At 39.4% G+C, this 20,692-nt stretch carries 6 protein-coding genes and 1 pseudogene; 5 read left to right on the forward strand and 2 right to left on the reverse strand.

Annotated features, from left to right (window positions below; all coding sequences use genetic code 11):
* Positions 1-519 (reverse strand): annotated as a pseudogene (locus H6G08_RS07340) (DEAD/DEAH box helicase); the annotation flags it as partial.
* A 404-nt stretch (positions 520-923) separates the two neighbouring features.
* Here H6G08_RS07340 and H6G08_RS07345 point away from each other — a divergent pair.
* From H6G08_RS07345 to H6G08_RS07365, 5 genes are all read left to right on the forward strand, one after another.
* Positions 924-3,791, forward strand: a complete 2,868-nt coding sequence (locus H6G08_RS07345) for a DEAD/DEAH box helicase (RefSeq protein WP_190540062.1) — start codon at positions 924-926, stop codon at positions 3,789-3,791.
* Complete coding sequence (locus H6G08_RS07350; RefSeq protein ID WP_190540063.1) at positions 3,788-8,623, forward strand: Eco57I restriction-modification methylase domain-containing protein; 4,836 nt, start codon at positions 3,788-3,790, stop codon at positions 8,621-8,623. Before H6G08_RS07345 ends, H6G08_RS07350 begins: the two co-directional genes overlap by 4 nt.
* Positions 8,624-8,628: 5 nt before the next feature.
* Entirely contained in the window at positions 8,629-9,186 is a 558-nt protein-coding gene (locus H6G08_RS07355; RefSeq protein WP_190540064.1) for a hypothetical protein, read from the forward strand.
* Between the two features lie 67 nt (positions 9,187-9,253).
* Positions 9,254-15,580, forward strand: coding sequence for a DEAD/DEAH box helicase (locus tag H6G08_RS07360; protein WP_190540066.1), 6,327 nt, complete (start codon positions 9,254-9,256; stop codon positions 15,578-15,580).
* A gap of 35 nt (positions 15,581-15,615) precedes the next feature.
* Positions 15,616-17,772 carry a UvrD-helicase domain-containing protein gene (locus tag H6G08_RS07365; RefSeq protein ID WP_190540068.1) on the forward strand — a complete coding sequence of 719 codons (2,157 nt, stop codon included), beginning with the start codon at positions 15,616-15,618 and terminating at the stop codon, positions 17,770-17,772.
* A gap of 61 nt (positions 17,773-17,833) precedes the next feature.
* On the opposite strand, the gene H6G08_RS07370 is transcribed toward H6G08_RS07365, so the two are convergent.
* Complete coding sequence (locus H6G08_RS07370) at positions 17,834-20,467, reverse strand: DEAD/DEAH box helicase (protein ID WP_190540070.1); 2,634 nt, start codon at positions 20,465-20,467, stop codon at positions 17,834-17,836.
* Between the last annotated feature and the right edge of the window lie 225 nt (positions 20,468-20,692).

The raw sequence follows: 20,692 nt of genomic DNA on the forward strand, positions 1-20,692 counted from the left end.
CCCAGCACGTAATTTTGTCAGAGCTTCTAGTTGATGAGAATAAATGTTGGTGATACCGTTATTTTGCAACGCCAAACGTAAAGCAGGCGGTAAATCGCTGGGTACGGTGTGAACTATCCCTTGGTTGGGATTTTTGATATCCACCGCTGTGATGCTTGCAATCAATTCTTGAGCTATTGACTGAAATGCCAGGTGGGGGATTTGGTGAATGCGTTCGGAAACTGTTGCAGCTCTTGTATTAGTTTGTTCAATCAAAGTTGTCGAAGAAACCAAGTTGGCGTTACTTGATTGAATTGAGCCAATGGAGATCGCTTCTTCCCAATCGCCAAATTGAGTTGGAGTAACCTCTTCAACAAACTTAACAATTAACCGCCTGCCCAATAACGCCATGACTTCGCCTACTCCATACTCTGGGGAGTAAATATGTTTGCCCACAGTTAGCCATTCAGGTGGTTCTGAAACAGTTTGGTTAGCAGCGCGGATAATAGCGGCGTAATCAGTTGGTTTGTTGTCAGTCACAAAACAATTTTTTTGCTACTGGTGCTTGATTACTTGTCAGTATAAACCTATTGACATCCTCGGTATGGACGGTAGTTATCGGACAATGGTGAGATTTTTTGGAACAGTAATACCCTGAGCAGGTTATGTTTTCTCTTCATTTGTTTGTTATACTCGCGTAGTTTTACAAATGTTTTGTTACAAAAAATTATAAATTTTGTACTTATGAATTTTTACATATATTTTTGTAGTGTATTTAACAGTCTGCACTTATAATATTACGTAGTCAAAATTTATTTCAATCTCATGCACCAAAGCAATCTCCGTAAAAGCAAATTTCCTGTTCAGGATAGTCAGCAAAGTAAGAAGCATTGGACTGTGGTGTACAATCACTTCCACGTTTAGGTTTAAAAGACTAAGCCGATATGGAAACACTTGCTCCTGGTGCGCGGATTGTTGCTAGAGATGCTGAATGGCTTGTAAAATCCACTTCAAGAACACCCAATGGTTCTGTGGTAATAGAAGTTGTGGGTGTAAGTGATTTTATTAAAGGTCGCACTGCACGGTTTGTCAAAGAATTAGAAGAAGACCTAGAGGTTTTAGACCCAAAAAATACTAATTTAGTATCCGACAATACTCCTGGCTATAGGAATTCGCTGCTTTTTCTCGAAGCTCATCTGCGGCAAACTGCTCCCACTGAGACTAATCTTTACATTGGTCATGAAGCGGCAATGGATGTGCTGCCTTACCAATTAGATCCAACGCTCAAAGCTCTTTCTATGCCGCGGCAGCGTTTGTTAATTGCAGATGCTGTTGGCTTGGGGAAAACTTTGGAAGCAGGAATTTTGGTTGCTGAGTTGATGCGTCGGGGACGAGCAAAACGCATTTTGGTTGTGACAACCAAAAGTATGCTGACTCAGTTCCAGAAAGAATTTTGGGTGCGTTTTACTATTCCTCTAGTACGTCTTGATTCTGTGGGTATTCAGCGCATTCGCTCTCGTATTCCCACCAATCATAATCCTTTCCACTATTACGATAAAGCTATTGTCTCAGTTGATACCCTTAAACAAGACAGAGAATACCGCACCTACATCGAGCAGGCTTACTGGGATGTAATAGTCATTGATGAAGCACATAACGTTGCTCGTCGGGGACGTGGTAGCAGTGCTTCGTTACGTTCTAAATTGGCTGATCGGTTAGCAAGCCGCTCCGATAGTTTAATTATGCTATCAGCCACACCACATGATGGACGCGCGGAAAGCTTTGCTAGCTTGATGAATATGCTCGACCCAACGGCGATCGCCAACGAGTCGAACTACACTAAGGAAGATATTCGAGATTTGTACGTCCGGCGGTTTAAAAAAGATGTTGTAGCGCAACTTCTCAAAAAATTCCCAGAACGACAGGTTTTAGCGGTGGAAGCTAATGCTTCTCCCCAAGAAGAAAAAGCGTTTGAAATTCTCGATAACTTAAAATTAGCTGGGATTGACGCGAAAGCTTCTACAGGTAAGTTGTTTAAAACTACTTTGCTAAAAGCTATGCTGTCCAGCCCTATGGCTTGTTTGGAAACAGTATGCAATCGCATCAATCGGGTAGAAAAAACTGATGATCGGCGTTTTAGTGCTGATATTGATGAGTTGAAAGCTTTAGCAGCCGCTTTAGTAACCATCAACGATCAAAATTTCTCAAAATATCAAAAACTACTAAAACTAATTATTACAGCCGAAGATGGAGGCTTTGCTTGGAAGGGTAAAGACCCAAAAGACCGGATTGTAATTTTCACGGAACGTTTGGAAACGATGCGCTTTCTGAAGGAGAATTTAAAGCGCGACTTACAGCTAACAGAAGAAGCGATCGCTACTCTTGATGGGGGAATGCCAGATGTTGAATTGATGGAAATTATCGAGGAGTTTGGTAGTGAAAAATCTCCGCTGCGGCTGGTAGTAGCTACAGATGTGGCATCGGAAGGGATTAATTTACATTATTTTTCACACCGTCTCATACACTTTGATATTCCTTGGTCATTAATGGCCTTGCAACAGCGTAATGGGCGGGTTGACCGTTATGGGCAGGAACGACAACCACAGATTCGCTATTTATTGACTCGTTCATCTAACGAAAAAGTTGATGAAGCAGAGCGCATTGTTAGCGTGTTGGTGAGGAAAGACGAGCAAGCAATAAAAAATATTGGCGACCCTTCTGTTTTTATGGGAGTGTTTGATGCCGATAAGGAAGTAGAGGTGACAGCCGCAGCTATCGAAGCAATTGAGCAGGGAGAAACGGCAGAAACTTTTGACGCACGCCTGCAACCAGGTGAGCAGACAGAGGATGAGGATAACTGGTTTGCTGATTTACTTAGCGATGACCCAGAAGTGAGTGAAGAACCCCAAGCACAAGCGGCTATGCAGAAAATGCCAAGTTTATTTCCCGATGACTATCATTACACGTTAGCAGCGTTGGGTGCGGTTAATGAGGAAAATCCTTTGCAGCTGCGTAGTTTGGGGGAAGAGTTGTTAATCGAGTTAACAATGCCCAATGAATTGCGATCGCGCTTTGAGCGTTTACCAAGAGAAATTCAACCTGCATCAAATCAAGCATTGCGTTTGTCTGGCGATCGCAATAAAGTGATGCGCGAACTAGAGGAATCACGAAAATCTGAGGAACGCTGGCCCTCGATTCAGTATCTTTGGGAACTGCATCCGGTAGTAGATTGGTTAAATGACCGTGGGATAACACTTTTCGGTAGGCATCAAGCACCTGTCATTGTTTTACCTCAGTTACAAACAAATGAGGTTATATTCGTCATGTCAGGTATAATTCCTAACCGTCGTGGTCAACCTCTAGTCAATAAGTGGGTAAGTGTAGTGTTTCAAAATCAAAAGTTTAAGCATATAGAAGACTTTGAGAAAACGCTACAGCTTACTGGATTGGGAGAGGAGCCGATTCCCAATCAAATGTTACCTACTGATGAAAAACTTTTGAATTTACGTGAGATAGCGGTTGTAGAAGCGCAAAAGAAAATGCTAGAAGCACGTAAGAATTTTGAGGATTCAATTAATGTTCAATTACAGGAACAATTGAATCGTTTAAATAAACTCAAAGGTCAACATTATGAGCAACTAACATTACGTTTTGCAGACGGTACTCCTTTAAAAGAAGAGAAAAAATCAAAAGCAGAACGAAGGATTGAGCAAATTTTTAATGATTATTGGCGTTGGGTAGAGGATAGCATGACTACCGAACCTGCTCCATATATCAAAATTATTGCAGTTTTACAGGGAGCTAAGGTATGAGTAAACTAACAGGAATTACTAATGAAAATGAGTTTTACTCAAATCACTACCTGGATGCTATCCTCAATGATGATATTAAGGGAATTGCTCAACGCTGGCGAGAAGCTGCGGCTGAAAATGAAACAAAATCTCCCCCTGAATTATTGGGAAGTTTAGCTGCCCCTTATTTTAGATTGATAAATAATTTTAATAAAGAAAAAGATATTGCAGAACGTATAATTCTTCAACAGCAATGGTTGTCTGATTTTTTTGGCGTTTTAGGTTATCAGATTGAACCTAGTCAACGTATTCTCGATGAAGGGCAAATACTCCCCGTATTGTGTGAAATTAAAAAAACTAATGGAGTGCCGTTACTCTGGATTATAGAAGCTTTACCAGAAGGCGATGAAGTTATTGATATTTTAGATTTAAGTCTAAATAAAGCACAATTTACTGAACAAGATAATGATGATATAAATGCAGAATTAATTTCGTCTGAAATTACGATAGAAGATATTATTTCTGATTATATTTTTTCTCAAGATGAGCCGCCCCGGTGGTTATTGCTTGCTAACGTTCATCAAATTATTCTGATTGACCGTTTCAAATGGAACGCATCACGCTTGTTGCGGTTTGATTTATCAGAAATTCTCTCACGTAAGGAATCAGATACTTTATTAGCAACTGCAACATTACTGCATAAAGAACATACCTGCCCTAGCGAGGGTACAGCTTTACTTGATGAATTAGATGAAAATTCTCACCGTCATGCTTTCTCTGTTTCCGATGATTTGAAATATGCCCTCAGAAAGTCAATTGAAATTTTGGGTAATGAAGCAGTTTGGTATGTAAGAAATAAGCTAAAAACAGGGGTATTTTCTGGACAATTAGACGAGGGACAATTATCAATTGAATGTCTGCGTTATATGTACCGCTTGCTCTTCCTTTTTTACATTGAAGCACGGCGAGATTTGGGTTATGCACCGATGAATGCTGAAATTTATCGGGAAGGTTACAGTTTAGAATCGCTGCGGGAACTAGAGCAAGTAGAATTGCGGACAGAAGAAGATAAAAACGGCTATTTTATTAATGCTTCTCTTACCAAACTATTTGAAATAATTTGGCAGGGATATGCACCAAGTAATGTGGGAACTCTGTATTTACCTGAAGAGAAAATTTATGATAACACTTTTGAACTTGCACCGCTAAAAAGTCATTTATTTGACCCAGAACGCACTAAGCTACTGAATCGGGTCAAGTTTCGTAATAGCGTACTGCGAGAAGTGATTGAATTAATGTCACTATCGCGGGAGGGTAAAGGTAAGCGTCGGGGACGCATTTCTTATGCACAATTGGGAATTAACCAGTTGGGTGCTGTGTATGAATCCTTGCTGTGCTTCCGAGGCTTTTTTGCTGAGGCTGATTTATATGAAGTGCAGCGTGCAGAAAAAACAACAAAAACCTCTGCTGGCGATGATGATGAGGAAGAAGTAGAAGAAGAAACTCCTAAACGGGGAAAAAATAAATATGACGAATTAGATGTTGCTTACTTCGTCAAGTTAGAAGATTTAGAAAATTACACAATGGCGGAACGGGTATTTAATGCTGACGGTACGCCAAAAATGTACCGCAAAGGTGAGTTTATTTATCGGTTAGCGGGAAGGGATCGCCAAAATTCTGCTTCTTATTATACCCCAGAGTCGTTGACGCGCTGTTTGGTTAAGTATGCGTTGAAGGAATTGCTTAAAGATAAGACAGCAGATGATATTCTCAAGTTGAAAATTTGTGAACCTGCGATGGGAAGTGCAGCATTTTTGAATGAAGCTGTTAATCAGTTAGCAGAGAAATATTTGGAGTTAAAGCAGGACGAGTTAAATAAACGCATTCCCCACGACGAGTATTTACAGGAAAAACAGAAAGTCAAAATGTTTTTGGCTGACCGCAACGTATTTGGGATTGACTTAAACCCGGTTGCTGTGGAGTTAGCAGAGGTGTCCCTGTGGTTGAATTGCATTTACAAACCGGAAAATAGAAAAGCTTTTGTACCTTGGTTTGGAATGCAACTGCACTGTGGTAATTCGCTAATGGGTGCGCGTCGTCAGGTATACAGCACTACGTTAATTCCCCGGAAAAAGAAACAACCATACTGGTTTGATCATGAACCCCAACGGGTAATGGTAGGGGATAAGTTACCTGATGGGGTGGTATTTCACTTTTTGTTACCCGACCCAGGAATGGCGAATTATACAGATAAAGTTATCAAGTCTCTAGCACCAAAAGAAATTGAAACTATTAATAATTGGCGTAAGGAGTTCTGTAAAGATTTCTATGAAGATTTTGATGTTGACCGTTTGGTGGCATTATCTCAACGCATAGATGAACTTTGGCAACGTCACACCGAAGAACTGCGGATGATGCGACAACGCACTACTGACCCGTTGAGTATTTTTGGTTATGAAGAAGATGCACATCAAAGCAGCACTTTAGAAATCAAAGATAAAATTTTAGCGCAAGAGAAATTATCTGAAGGTGTAGGTAATTCTAGCTCTTACCGACGGTTGAAATTTGTCATGGATTATTGGTGTGCGTTGTGGTTTTGGCAGATTGAAAAAGCTGATTTATTACCGTCAAGGTATGAGTATTTTATGGAGTTGGCGGTAATTTTGGGTGAAACAGAAATGACGTTTGAACCTGAACCAGAGTTACCATTATTTCCTGAAACGGCACTCCAAAATGAAGTGCAAAAGTTTGTTGAAGATTATAAGTTTGTAAATGTTGCAAAATTAGCAGAACGTTTTCCGAGGTTGGGTTTAGTTGCGAAGATTGCGGAGGAGAAGCGATTTTTTCATTGGGAGTTAGAATTTGCAGATATTTTTGCAGATAATAGTGGCTTCGATTTTATTTTGGGTAATCCACCTTGGTTGAAAGTAGAATGGCAAGAAAGCGATGTGTTAGGTGATAGTGAACCCTTATTTGAATTACAAAAATTTTCAGCAAGTAAGATTGCAAAGTTAAGGGAAGAAACTTTTGTAAAATATCCTAATTTAAAATTTGAATATTTTAGAATCTTTGAATTTTTTGATGGGTATCAAAATTTCTTGAATGGATATCAGAACTATCCTTTCTTAGAAGGACAAAAACCTAATTTATACAAATGTTTTATTCCGCAAAGCTGGCTCTTTTCTAATAATCAAGGTATACAAAGCTTTATTCATCAAGAAAGTAATTATGATGATCCAAAAGGAGGTATTTTCAGAGAAGCAATTTATCCCAGGTTAAAGTATCATTTCCAATTTATTAATGAGCTACAACTTTTCAAGGATGTAGATCATCATACTAAGTATAGTATTAATATATATGGACAATTTTTAGAGGATAATAAATTTTATAATATATCTAATTTATTTTTACCCAAAACAATTGATATCTGCTTTGAGCATGATGGGCAAGGAAAAATACCAGGAATTAAAAATGATGAAGGTAGATGGGATATAGTAGGTCATTCTAAAAGAATTGTTCATGTTGGACAAAAAACTTTAAGCTTATTTTCTCGACTTTACGATCAAGCTAACACTCCAGCTTTAAAAGCAAGACTACCAGCACTTCATTCTCAACAATTATTAAGTGTGTTAGAAAAATTTGCTAAACAAAGTCGTCGCTTGGTTGATTTAAATGATGAATATTTCTCTACAGTAATGTTTGACGAAACTGATGCTCAAAAAAATGGAATAATTCAGCAAAAAACTTGTTTCTCAGATGGTATTGAAATATGGGTTCTTTCTGGCCCACACTTTTTTGTAGGTAATCCTTTAAATAAAACACCAAGAGCAATTTGTACAGCCAATGGGCATTATGATCCAATAGATCTAACAAATATTCCTAATGATTATTTACCTCGTACTAATTATCTGCCTAGCTGTGATATGACTAATTATTGCAGCCGAATACCTCACGTTAATTGGATTGAAGAAGAAAATATTCAACCTTGTAAAGTTACCGATTACTACCGATATGTTTTTCGTAAAATGCTAAATCTATCAGCAGAAAGAACATTGGTTAACTCTATAATACCTAAAAGGGTTACTCATACAAAGTCTTGTGTTTCAGTTATTTTTAAAGATCAAACAAAGTTATTATCATTTGCTGCATTTAGCTCTTCTCTTTGTTATGACTTTTTTTTAAAAACAACAGGTAAAAATAATATTACAGATGAATTAGTATCGCAATTTCCTTTTGTTGAAACAAATATAGAAGTTTATTTACGCGCTCTTGTTCTTAATTGCCTAACTGTTTATTATACAGAGTTATGGGAAAGAAATTATACTATAAAATTCAATCAAGACACTTGGACAAAGAACGATCATCGACTTAACAATAACTTCTTCAAAAACCTCACCCCTAACTGGCAACGTGACATTGCTCTCCGCACCGACTACGAACGCCGCCAAGCCCTAATAGAAATTGACGTACTTGCAGCAATGGCATTAGGGCTAACCCTAGACGAACTGATCACAATTTATCGCGTCCAATTCCCCGTTATGCGCCAATACGAAAAAGACACTTGGTACGACCAAAACGGACGCATTGTATTTACCATCAGCAAAGGACTTGTAGGTGTTGGCTTCCCCCGCAAAGGTAAAAAAGGCGAACAGGGATGGGAAGACATCAAAGACATGAAAACAGGTACAGTCGAACGCACCATCATAGATGACACAATGCCAGGTGGCCCCATCGAACGCACTATCATCTATGAAGCCCCCTTCGACCGTTGCGATAGAGAGGAAGACTACCGTATTGCTTGGGAGGCATTTGAGAAAAGATTTGCTAATAATGATAATGATGTGGAGAATTGAAAATAATGACTAACCAAAAAATAGAACAATTAAGGCAAAAACTTAACGAAATTTACGTAGAAAGAGAAGAACAAATTAACTTAATCATTAATGCTTTCAATAATAAAGAAAATATTTGGCTCTATGGCTTAACAGGTACAGCGAAAAGCGCATTATTTAATGATATGGCAAAAGGTCTTGGATATTCTATATATCATATTAACCAACAATCTGCATATTTTTTATTGGAAAGTTATGATGAAATAAATAGAACATATAATTTTAACCTTGACACTAATATTCCAACAGTTCTTTTTCTCAATCATCCATACTTTTGGCATAAATCTCCAGATAGTATAAAAGCTATTGTTGATATACAACGAAGAAGACCCGAATTGTTTCCTTTTGAATTTATTGTTGGTGAAAGCTTATGGCCGGTGAATCATGAAAAAACAAATTGGCTAACTGACTACTTTCAGCAAGAAATTCAATTTGAAGATATCAAAAATCCTCTTAACAGAAAGAAAGCCTTAAAAACAAAATCATTAAGAGACAAGTATTTTAACGCTACAGAAACTACTTAATTAATAATAATTTATTCATCTAATTCTTTAATTTATAACAAATAATTCTTGGGTGTAATCAATACAAATGCTACCATCCGTTGTCGCTTCAGAAGTTCGTGCCAGCATTGAAGACTTCCTCAAAACCGAATTTCGCCCTGCGTCACCAGGATTTGAAGGGCTGATGCAACGCTTTTTAGCAACACCGGAAGCTGTATTTAAAGGCCCTTACCTGTCTGTGGGTTTACCATTCCGCCCCGGTTCTACAGGTGCAGACTATTTCCCCGACGTGCCAATGGCATTTCCCCCACACCGCCATCAGGAACAAGCATTCGCCCGATTAAAAGCACCCTACTATCAATCAACCCTTGTCGCTACAGGAACAGGTTCAGGAAAAACAGAGTGTTTTTTATTACCCATCCTCAATCACTGCTACCAACATGAAAGCGAACCGGGTATTAAAGCACTGCTAATTTACCCGATGAACGCCCTTGCTACCGACCAAGCAAAGCGGTTAGCAAGTCTCATCTGGCACAACCCAAAATTAAAAGGTAAGGTAACTGCTGGGTTATTTGTGGGCGAGTCGGAAAGAGATCCAAAGGCGATGATGGGTGAAGACCATATCATCACTGACAAAAATATTCTGCGCCAATGTCCCCCCGACATTTTGTTGACTAACTACAAAATGCTCGACTACCTGTTGATTCGTCCAGGCGACCAACCATTATGGGCAGGAAATATACCAGAAACCCTACGTTATTTGGTAGTTGATGAAATTCACACCTTTGATGGCGCACAGGGAACAGATTTGGCTTGTTTAATCCGCCGCCTCAAAGCTAGATTGCAAACTCCCGAACGTTATTTAGCTTGTGTCGGGACTTCTGCAACCTTGGGTGGTAGTGGTAATAAAGGGGATATGTTGAATTATGCAACTACTGTTTTTGACGAACCCTTCGACCAAAATGCCCTAGTTGAAGAAGATAGGCTAACTTGTGGAGAATTTCTCTTTGATGCTTACATTAATCCCCTCCCCATTCCCGAACCCGATAAATTAGACATTCTCAAAGCTGCCAACTACCAAACTATAAAGGAATATATCTGCGCTCAACATCAGCTATGGTTTGAAGCAGCAATTACCGAAGAATTTAATAATAATGAGTGGCGAGTTGAATTAGGCGATCGCTTGAAATCTCTGCCCATCGTCCACAACCTGCTGAAAGTTCTAGACCAAGGAGCGATCGCCCTACCTGAACTTTGGCAAAAACTCAGCCGGAAAATGCGCTTACCAGATAGCGATGACCCAATTTATCAAGCTGCCTTATTTGATAGTTTAATTGCCTTGTGTGCGATCGCCCGCCGCCAATTGCACACTGCACTTGTCCCTTGGGTGAATATTCGTCTGCAATTTTGGCTGCGAGAACTGCGCCGCATGGTGGGAACTGTAGAGAAGCAACCCGAATTAGTATTTGCTGATGACCAAGCATCAGAAGAAAAAGAGCGTGTTCTGCCAGTGATACACTGTCGAGACTGCGGTAGTACGGGATGGGGAGGATTAAGGCAACAAGTAACAAACCATAAAATAGCTTGTGACCTACGGGACTTTTATAAAGCGTACTTCGCAAACGACCCATTAATTACCTACATTTTCCCCCATCGCAATCCAGATAATGATAGAGGTTGGTTATCTTGGAAGCTTTGCAAAGAATGTCTAACCCTTAACCGCACAGATGCTCATCGTTGTTCTAAGTGCTCCAGCGAAGAATTTATTTCAGTTATTGAACCAGACCAAGATGCGATCGTTCGCACGATAAAAACCAAAAATGGTAATCCCCGCCGTGTTTCTAACCATGATTGCCCCTTCTGCGGTAGTAAAGACGGTTTAGCAATTCTTGGTTCTCGCGCTGCGAGTTTAGCTAGTGCCGCAATTGGTACATTATTCTCATCAGCTTACAATGATGACCGCAAACTAATTACTTTTTCTGACTCTGTACAGGATGCAGCGCACCGTGCAGGCTTTTTTGAAACTCGTACCTTCCGCACAACCTTAAGAAGTGCTTTACGCCAGCATCTTGATCGTAAAGCTAAAGGATGGAATTTAGCGGATATTCGGGCTGACTTTTCTCAATATTGGCGTAATGAAATTGGTGGCGATGGCGATTATATTGCTACATTTATGCCTTCAGATTTGGAATGGCTGCGGGAATGGGAAGAATTACAACAAGCAGGAACAGCAAAACCCAGCCTTGTTGAGCTGATTAATAAACGGCTTGATTGGGAAGTAATTGCAGAAATTGGCTTGCGGACAAATTTGGGTGCTTCATTAGAACGCACTGACACCTGTGCAGTTTACCTTGATAGTAATTTACTCAACCCTGCCTGCTTAAACTTACTCGAACGAATTCGCAACGAAATTGGCGGACTAGAAAATCTTGATCGGCAAACCCTGTACCGTTTTCTGTTGGGGTTAATTTACCATCTGCGGCTACAGGGCGGTATTTTGCATTCGGTAACAGAAAATTATATTGAAAGTGGTGGTCAAACCTTCCGGTTGCAGCAACCCTTATTTATGCCTGGATTTGGCCCATCCTCACTTACACCCGTTTACTTTGTCCAAAATGGTAACTTTCCTCGTTTTGAAGCCTTAGTCCGACCATCAGGGAAAGTAACTTGGTGTGAAAATTGGGCTTTTAAATTGTTTTCTAGCTACACTCCACTGATTGTCGCCCAGGTAGAAACCCTTTACAACCTAGTTTTAAATCAACTGGTGGCTCATGAGATTTTTGGAGTCAGGGAAACACGTAACGGCGCAAAAGTCTGGGGTATCAAACAAACAGCATTGTATTTGGATATTACAGCACATCACCTTGAATGCGATAAATGCGGACACAGCATTACCGCTTCTCCACAAGAATTGACGTTATGGACAGATACACCTTGTATGCGTCCGAAGTGTACGGGGAAATATCAACCATCGGAACGAAAAACCCGCGATTTTTACCGCCACTTATATTCTAAAGGTCGAGTGTGGCGCATCTTTGCTAGAGAACACACTGGATTATTAGAAAGAGATGTCCGCGAAGAATTAGAAAATCGCTTTATCACAGGTCGCCACCGTTACGACCCCAATCTTCTTTCTGCTACTTCAACCCTGGAAATGGGGATTGATATTGGTACGCTTTCTTCTGTTTTATTGTGTTCCGTTCCTCCAGCCCAAGCAAATTATCAACAGCGTATTGGTCGTGCAGGTCGTCGAGATGGTAATGCTTTTATCGCTGCGATCGCTAACGGTACTCCCCACGATTTATATTTTTGGGCTGACCCCATGTTAATGATTGCAGGTGGGGTAGATACTCCCGGTTCTTACCTCGATGCTTCAGCAATTTTACAACGCCAACTCACTGCTTACTGTCTCGACCGTTGGGTATCCCAAGGTATCACCCCAGACCAACTACCCGAACGATTTGGCACTGTTTTAGATAGCGTCCAGCAACGTGATTTAACTCGCTTTCCTTATACATGGCTAAATTTTATTGAAAATCAACAATTAGAACTACTGCAAGATTTTCTCGATCTCTTCCAAAATCAAATATCCCACCGCAGCGCCGAACAATTAAGAATATTTATTGAGAAAGGCGAAAACGATGAAGGGGGATTGCGTTGGCGCATTGTCAACCGCTTGCAGGAAGTAGTGGAAGAACGCCGCCGCTTAAAAAACCAAAGTGATACCTTACGGCGACGTATTAAAGATAAGGAAAAAGCTGCTAAGAGTCAAAATCACGAAGAAGAACTAACGGAACTCCACCGCGAACGGGGGGGGTTGATGGAGCTAGTGAAAAATATCAGCGATAAAAATACCCTCAACTTCTTTACTGATGAAGGGTTGCTACCTAACTATACTTTCCCCGAACCAGGTGTAATACTCAAGTCAATTATTTGGCGACAAAAGAATATCAAAGGAGATGGTGCATCTGGTAAATACGAAACCTTTACCTTTGAGTACGAACGTCCTGGTGCGATCGCCTTGCGGGAACTTGCTCCTTATGGTGTGTTTTATGCTGAGGGAAACCGCGTCAAAATTGACCAAATCGACTTAAATATTTCCCAAATTGAAGAGTGGCGCTTGTGTAGGAACTGTTCCTATGCTGCTCTCACTATTTTAGATGCAGCTAAAGAACCTGCTTGTCCACGCTGTGGGGACAGAATGTGGTCAGATGCAGGACGTAAGCGCAAAATGATTCGCTTACGCCAAGTTATAGCAACTACCAACGCCAGAGAAAGCCGTATTGGTGATGACAAAGATGAGCGCCAACCAGCCTTTTTCACTCAACAAATGCTGGTAGATTTTGAACCAGAAGCACGAGAAAAGACTTTTGTAATTAAAGATGAGGAATTTCCCTTTGGTTTTGAATTTATTTCACGAGTCACCTTTCGAGAAGTCAATTTTGGAGAGGGTAATTCCCAATCTGAAAATTTTGAAGTTGCTGGAATTAACCGTCCCCGTCCTGGTTTTCAAATTTGTCGCCATTGCGGTAAAGTTCAAATTGATCCGGAAAAACCAGAACACGCCTTGGCTTGTTCTCGACGTGAAAATAGCAATGAAAATGATTTTACTGATATCTTGTACTTGTTTAGACAATTTGAATCGGAAGCAATCAGAATCTTACTACCTGTAGATACTTTAACTTCTGATAAAAAATTACATTCATTTATTGCAGCCCTGCAACTAGGGTTAAAACAATACTTTAAGGGTAAAGTAGACCATCTCAGAACCCTTATTAGTCACGAACCGCAAGAAAATACACCTAGCTTGCTACGCAAACCTTTTCTATTTTTATACGATACCATTCCCGGTGGTACAGGCTATCTACGCGAATTACTACGAGATCCAAATAACTTTTTCTCTGTGTTTGAACAAGCATTAGTTATTTTACGTGCTTGCGATTGCAATGATGGCTGTTATAACTGCTTGTACGGTTATCGTAATAGTTTTGACCGAGATCAAACCAGCCGTAAGACAGCGATTGATTTACTTAATATTATTGTTAACCGTCGTCTGCAATTAACTGAAACTCAAGGAGGGCTTTCTCAAGTTAAGCTTAATGCTTTATTTGACAGTATTCTTGAATTACGTTTTATTGAAGCACTAAGACGCTACCGCCATAATAACGAACCAACAATCGTTCGTAAAGAAATAGTTAATGGTAAAGCTGGTTATTTTATTAGAATTGATAATCAAGATTGGAACGTTGAACCACAGGTTGAACTTGGCAGAAACGAAGGAATTGAAGTTAATAGCAGAGCAGATTTTGTTTTTTATCCTGCTAAAAATACAACAGCGATTAAACCGATAGTCATATTTACCGATGGTTGGCAATACCATGCTCACCGCATTGCTGAAGATTTTCTTCAACGTATGGCAATTGCTAAAAGCAACCATTATCACGTTTGGTCTTTAACTTGGACTGATGTAGAATCACAGTTCTCCAACAAGCAAAATGATGCTTATATGGACCTTTTAGAACTGGGTGCTAGTCAGCAATTTAAGGCTAAAGAAGGTACATTTTATGAAAAATATAAATGTGGGGAATTAAGACTAATTGCTCAAAAAAACAGTTTTATTTGGCTGGTTAATTTCCTAGTTAATCCAAATAGAGATTTATGGAAAAATTTTGCTCTGATGAGAACTTCTGCTCAATTTGATAATGCTCGTTTTAGCCAGCAGGATGCTCGTCTATCTTGGGTGAATGCAGTATTAAAGAAAACCAACTCTTCAGTTGTAGATGCGTTTAAACCCATAGAAACTGGAAAAATGTTAGGTTTAGTTTATGGGGCAATAAATGACGATAAAAACTTAGTCGAAATTTACATCTCAGTAGATGGTAAACGTCATTCAACTCTAGATAGTGCTGGCTCGTTTATCACTATTTATTTAGATGATAAGGCAATAGAAAATGAAAAAGAATTGCAAAAATCGTGGATAGGAGTTCTACGTTATTTCAACATATTACAATTTGTTGACCATAGTTATGTTGTGACGGCTCAAGGTAATGACAATGGTTTAAATTCTGCATTAGTACCTCCCAAAGCAAACCAGGCTCAATCTCAACCGACGGTTAAACATAATGTAGCAGCTTGGCAAAAACTAGAGGAACTAGTTTTTGATGAGACAACATTAGAACTGTTGCACTATATGCAAGAACATAACTGGGATTTACCAGAAGTTGGTTATGAGTTAATGGATAGTAATGAAGTTGTAATTGCTGAGGCTGAGTTAGCTTGGACAAAACGTAAATGTGCTGTTTTGATTACAGCAGATAATACTTTAATGCTATTTAAAGCAGCAGGATGGCAAGTAGCTACTATTAGTGAAGTTATGGCTGATCCAGAAACATTTTATAGCCAATATATTAATTAATAATGCGATAGGAGATTATCCAAGGAAGTAATTATATGTTAAACCATCAACCAAAACTAGCAATATCCGCAGATTTTCTCGATGCTTTTAGTAGGATACCTCGACAAATTCAAGGTAAAGTAAATGTATTTGTTGAAAAATTTAAGAAAGACCCAACCAGTTCTGGTATTAATTATGAGTCAATTAACGGCAGGGACTCTCGACTAAAATCTGTTCGCATTGACTTGTCATATAGAGCTATTGTTTTTAAACCTGATAAAGGCAATACTTATATTCTTTTATGGGTTGATAACCATGATGATGCTTATAGCTGGGCGCAACGCCGAGTTTGTAAAATTAACCCAGAATCAGGTGCATTACAAATTATAGATATTGAGGAAGCAAGCGCAATTGAAGCAGAAATTTCTAGTCGTAGAATACCACAAATTCCTGGTCGATTTGATAGCATACCAGATAAATATTTATTGCGGCTTGGCATTCCCGATGAATTATTAGGTGCAGTTCGTGCAGTTGTAACTGACGAAGATATCGATAAATTAGTGTCTAAGTTACCCGAAGAAGCAGCTGATGCTTTACTAATGTTGGGTGCTGGATACTCTATCGAAGAAACTCTCACAGCACAAGATAAAAACCGCGAACAGACTATCGACACAGATAATATTGATGCAGCTTTAGAAAAAGACGACAGTAAACGCCGCTTCCGAGTTGTTGAAAATGAAACAGAATTGTTAGAAATTCTAGCTGCACCTTTAGAAAAATGGCGCGTATTTCTTCACCCCAGCCAAAGACGTTTGGTTGAACGCGACTGGAAAGGGCCAGTACGAGTATTAGGTGGTGCAGGAACAGGGAAAACAGTAGTTGCAATGCACCGTGCTAAATGGCTGGCAGAAAATAGATTTACAAATTCAGGCGATCGCATTTTATTTACAACCTTTACCCGTAACCTTGCAGTTGATATCGAAGCTAACTTACGTAAGATTTGCTCTCCTGAAACCATGCGTCGCATACGAGTTGAGAATATTGATGCCTGGGTAACATCATTTTTAAAAAGTGAAGGTGTTACTACTAAAATTGTCTACGATGACCAAGTAGCAGAACTTTGGGAAAAAGCTTACGAATGCAAACCTGAATCTCCATCGTTAACACTTGCTTTTTATCAGGATGAATGGCGTGAGGTAATTCAAGCTAATAAAATCACAAACCTCAAGCAATATTTAACAGTTACCCGAACTGGACGCGGTACAAGACTCAATCGAGCCGAGCGAGCTGCTATTTGGGTTGTTTTTGAAGAATATCGTTCATTACTCCAACAAAAAGGTTGGAAAGAAGCCGAAGATGCAATGCGTGATGCTTGTAGTTTATTACAAAATAAACCAGGAGAAACTTTACCTTTCAAGGCTGTAATCGTAGATGAAGCTCAAGATATGAGCGATGCAGTTTTCTCACTAATTAGGGCAATAGTTCCACCGAAAAATGACGGCAATGATATTTTTATAGTTGGCGACCCTCACCAACGTATTTATGGGCGAAAAGTTGTTCTTAGTCGCTGCGGTATTGATATTCGCGGTCGCTCCCATAAATTAAGAATTAACTACCGTACAACCGATGAAACCCGCAAGTGGGCAACAATGGTGCTGGATGGCATTACTTTCGATGACTTAGACGGGGAACAAGATGACCTTAAAGGATACCGTTCTTTACTTCATGGAGATCAACCTGTAGTTAAAGGATTTTCTAGTTTCGAGGATGAAATGAATTTCATCAGCACGTATCTTCAGCAGCTAGAAAGTAGTGGTACTCCTTTAAGCAATGTTTGTATTGTGGTTCGCACTAATTCTTTGGTAAAACAATATGCTTCTGCTCTTGAAAATCTTAATGTCAAAGTGCGAGAAATTAAACGTACTCAGCCTGATAATTTGTCTGAACAAGGTGTTCGCATTGCAACAATGCACCGAGTAAAGGGTTTGCAATTTGACTATGTGGTGTTAGCCAGTATTAATGATGGTATTTTACCGTTAAAGTCTGCATTATCTAATACTGCTGATAAAGCAGCATATAATTCACTAATTAATTCAGAGCGTTCTTTAATCCATGTAGCTGCTACTCGCGCTAAACGTTGCGTTACGCTTACTTACTATGGACAATCAAGTTGTCTTATTCCAGTAACAAAAGCCATACCTTTACAAAAATAGAGTTTGTTTAGCTTTTGTGGTAACAGTCAAACTTCATTATAAACATGAATCAACTTTAAATTTAGATTAGTGATTCTAAAGATGTTGACCAGTTACAATTTCGTTGTGAGCATCCTATGTAAATACCCTTATAGCTTTTGTAAGCAATTGCTTGTTGCTTACAAACTGAACAGTTAATGTTCATAAATCTCATCAAAAGGGTCGTATCTTTCTCGTTCATTTTCCTACGAGAATGGTTAGGCCGTTTAGAACAAGTAATATAAGCCCCATATTCAGTACGGCTATACCAGCGAGGTTGCCCACAATCAGGGCATTGACCAAACGGATTTTCACCCTGAGTAATTTTAGCTGTTATGGAACCTGGATCTTGTTCAGGCACTAAGCGTAAAAAACTATATAGCAATTTTGTAGTTTGTGCTAAATCTATCCGAATAATTGGTGCTAATGATGAATTAGGATTTAAAGATACCCACAAACATTTACGGTCAATACCAACTAGCCCCATATTCGTATCAGCTTTATTATCCCAAAGATGAGTATTTTGTAACCCAGTAGCTATAGAATTGCGATTTTTACCTGTAATAAAAAATCGAACATTACGAGAACTACACCGCTTTAATGCGGACAAAGGAAGCTGATTATTGCTATTTGAATTTGACCAAGCTATGGCTATTTCTTCCTTAGTGGCAAGTAAGTCTAACTTTATTTGCTGTAAAGCATCTTGGCTTTGAGAAAAGTAAGTTACTCCTGGTAAATTGCTGAGTGGTTGTAAAGCCCATGTAAGTGATTGAATATTAGCTTGAGCGTATATACGGTCAACAAATTTCCGAAAAATATTAAAAGAGCCAAGAGTTTGCTGAATATATTGATAATTAAATAAACCAATGAATTTACCCTGCGCTCTACTAATAGCAACATTTGCCAGCCGCATAGCTGTACTTTGCGTTCCACCTGTAACTAGTTTTCCTGCCTTAGCTTGTGGTGAACCTTCAACAGCATCAAAAATAATTAGATTCTGTTCTGCTCCTTGGAAGCGATGAACTGTAGCGACTCTTACTGACTTGTTCGTAAGGTCTAAATCTTGTAGCAAACGTTGTATTAAACGTGCTTGGGCATTGTAAGGCGCAATGATACCGACACTGGAATTATTCGTCTGGGTACTTTGGTAAGCTATATTGACTGCTACTAAAGCTGAGATGATATTAAAACGGCTGTGAGACTGCTGTTCTTTAAAACAAAAAGCTGAGAGTTGGCTCAAGTCATACAAGATTAAAGCAGATCCTGGATGTGGCTGACTCTGGACAATCGGCATTGTCCTTTGCTCTACACCAGAGCCATCTTGCAGCTGACCATTGTAAAAAAGCTGATTTGGTATTTTAGAGATCGCTGGATTCATCCGGTACTGTGTTTTTAACAGCACCATGCGTGAGTCAATTTGTCCCTTGTTTACCTTTTGAGTAATACCCGCTTCGTCAAAGATATCTCGTTGTAGCCATTCCTGCGCTGCTTCTGTCTCTGCTTGTGAAATTGGCCCTAATTGACGAAAGTCACCAAAAATAGCAATGCGACGATTGGCAAGAGTGCTGATATAAGCACAGTGGGGAATATAAGCCATACTCGCCTCGTCCACTACTATGGCATCAAAACGGCGTTGGTAAATTTCTTTGGCGATCGCCGCTTTAGATAAGGTGCAACCAACTACTGTTGCTTGTTTAATCAGTTCAACTTCTTTCTGCTTTAACTGTTCTTTGAGTGGTTGCAAAGCTTGTTTGACAGTAGCAATCTCATTTTGGATACTTTGGCGTTGCAGTTCGGTTAGCTTTTCAATACGCGATCGCTTGACTAAATCTCTGCGTTGTCTTTCTAAACGTTCAATTTGCTCTATTAATTTTGGATTCTGCTGACGTGCTACTCCTCTAACGTGTAACTGTGGAAATTCTTCTAAACTACCAGGAGTTGCAACTCCATAGCGTAACACTAACCCATTTTCATAAATAGGCGCACCTTGCAAATACTGGGCTACACTTTTCATAGCTGTATCAACAGCAGTGTTGCTATGAGCTACCACCAAAACTGACTCACCAGCTTGAACCAAAGCAGCTACGGTGATTCCCAAAGTTTTAGTTTTCCCTGTTCCTGGTGGCCCCCAAATAAAACTGACTTGGCGATTAAGTACCTTGTCAACAGCAGATTTCTGATATTCATTACAACCTATTGGTTTTTGTAATCGCTGCTCAATTTGATTTAAGAGTTTTTGGCTATTGCTGGTTGAAGAGTTAGTTTCACTTTTATCACCTAGTAATATTTCCGCTAGGTTTCTATTAGCTCCCTTTAAATTAGAGCTTTCTAGCAAACGCTTTTTAAGTTCTTCCAATAAAAACCAGGGAGAAGTATAAAGTATAGCTGTAGGAATTGAATCTCCTAAATTTTTCTGTAATGCCAAAATAATGTCAAAGCCTTCAACGGAAACTAAAATTCCGCTATATCTTTTGCTTTTATACTCTAAATCTACTGGAGTATCATCAGGGAAACGCAGTTCAGTATCGGTTGTAAATGAGTATATATATTGACCGCCACGCTTACCCAACAATGAACCATCACTCAAAAATGTTTTTTGTCCACCACTTTTTCGCAATGCTTTAATTTCGTCATCAAGCGCTTTGTGAAATTGTTTTTGATATTCTGTGTAACCCATCGGGGCACCCCTGAAAAAATTCTCTTTCCAATTTGGTCACAATTTTTTCCAATAGCTACGGTGTAAACCGTATTCTTTGATGTACAGTATGGTGGTTTTTTCAAGCAGGTTGGGGAATCAACAATCCGGATGAACTTGCTACTATCCCGCAATAAAAGTCTGAAATTCAACAAGCAATCGCAATCGCGGCGATACTTAAGTACTTTGAAAATTAGTCTCACCTGT

This window comes from Calothrix anomala FACHB-343 (genome assembly GCF_014696435.1).
GTDB classification, from domain to species: Bacteria; Cyanobacteriota; Cyanobacteriia; order Cyanobacteriales; family Nostocaceae; genus Aulosira; species Aulosira anomala_A.

Excerpts from the sequence above, each read along its gene's own strand:
- H6G08_RS07355 (WP_190540064.1), top strand. The coding sequence starts at position 8,629 with ATGACTAACCAAAAAATAGAACAATTAAGGCAAAAACTTAACGAAATT.
- H6G08_RS07350 (WP_190540063.1), top strand. The coding sequence starts at position 3,788 with ATGAGTAAACTAACAGGAATTACTAATGAAAATGAGTTTTACTCAAAT.
- H6G08_RS07345 (WP_190540062.1), top strand. The coding sequence starts at position 924 with ATGGAAACACTTGCTCCTGGTGCGCGGATTGTTGCTAGAGATGCTGAA.
- H6G08_RS07370 (WP_190540070.1), bottom strand. The coding sequence starts at position 20,467 with ATGGGTTACACAGAATATCAAAAACAATTTCACAAAGCGCTTGATGAC.
- H6G08_RS07365 (WP_190540068.1), top strand. The coding sequence starts at position 15,616 with ATGTTAAACCATCAACCAAAACTAGCAATATCCGCAGATTTTCTCGAT.
- H6G08_RS07360 (WP_190540066.1), top strand. The coding sequence starts at position 9,254 with ATGCTACCATCCGTTGTCGCTTCAGAAGTTCGTGCCAGCATTGAAGAC.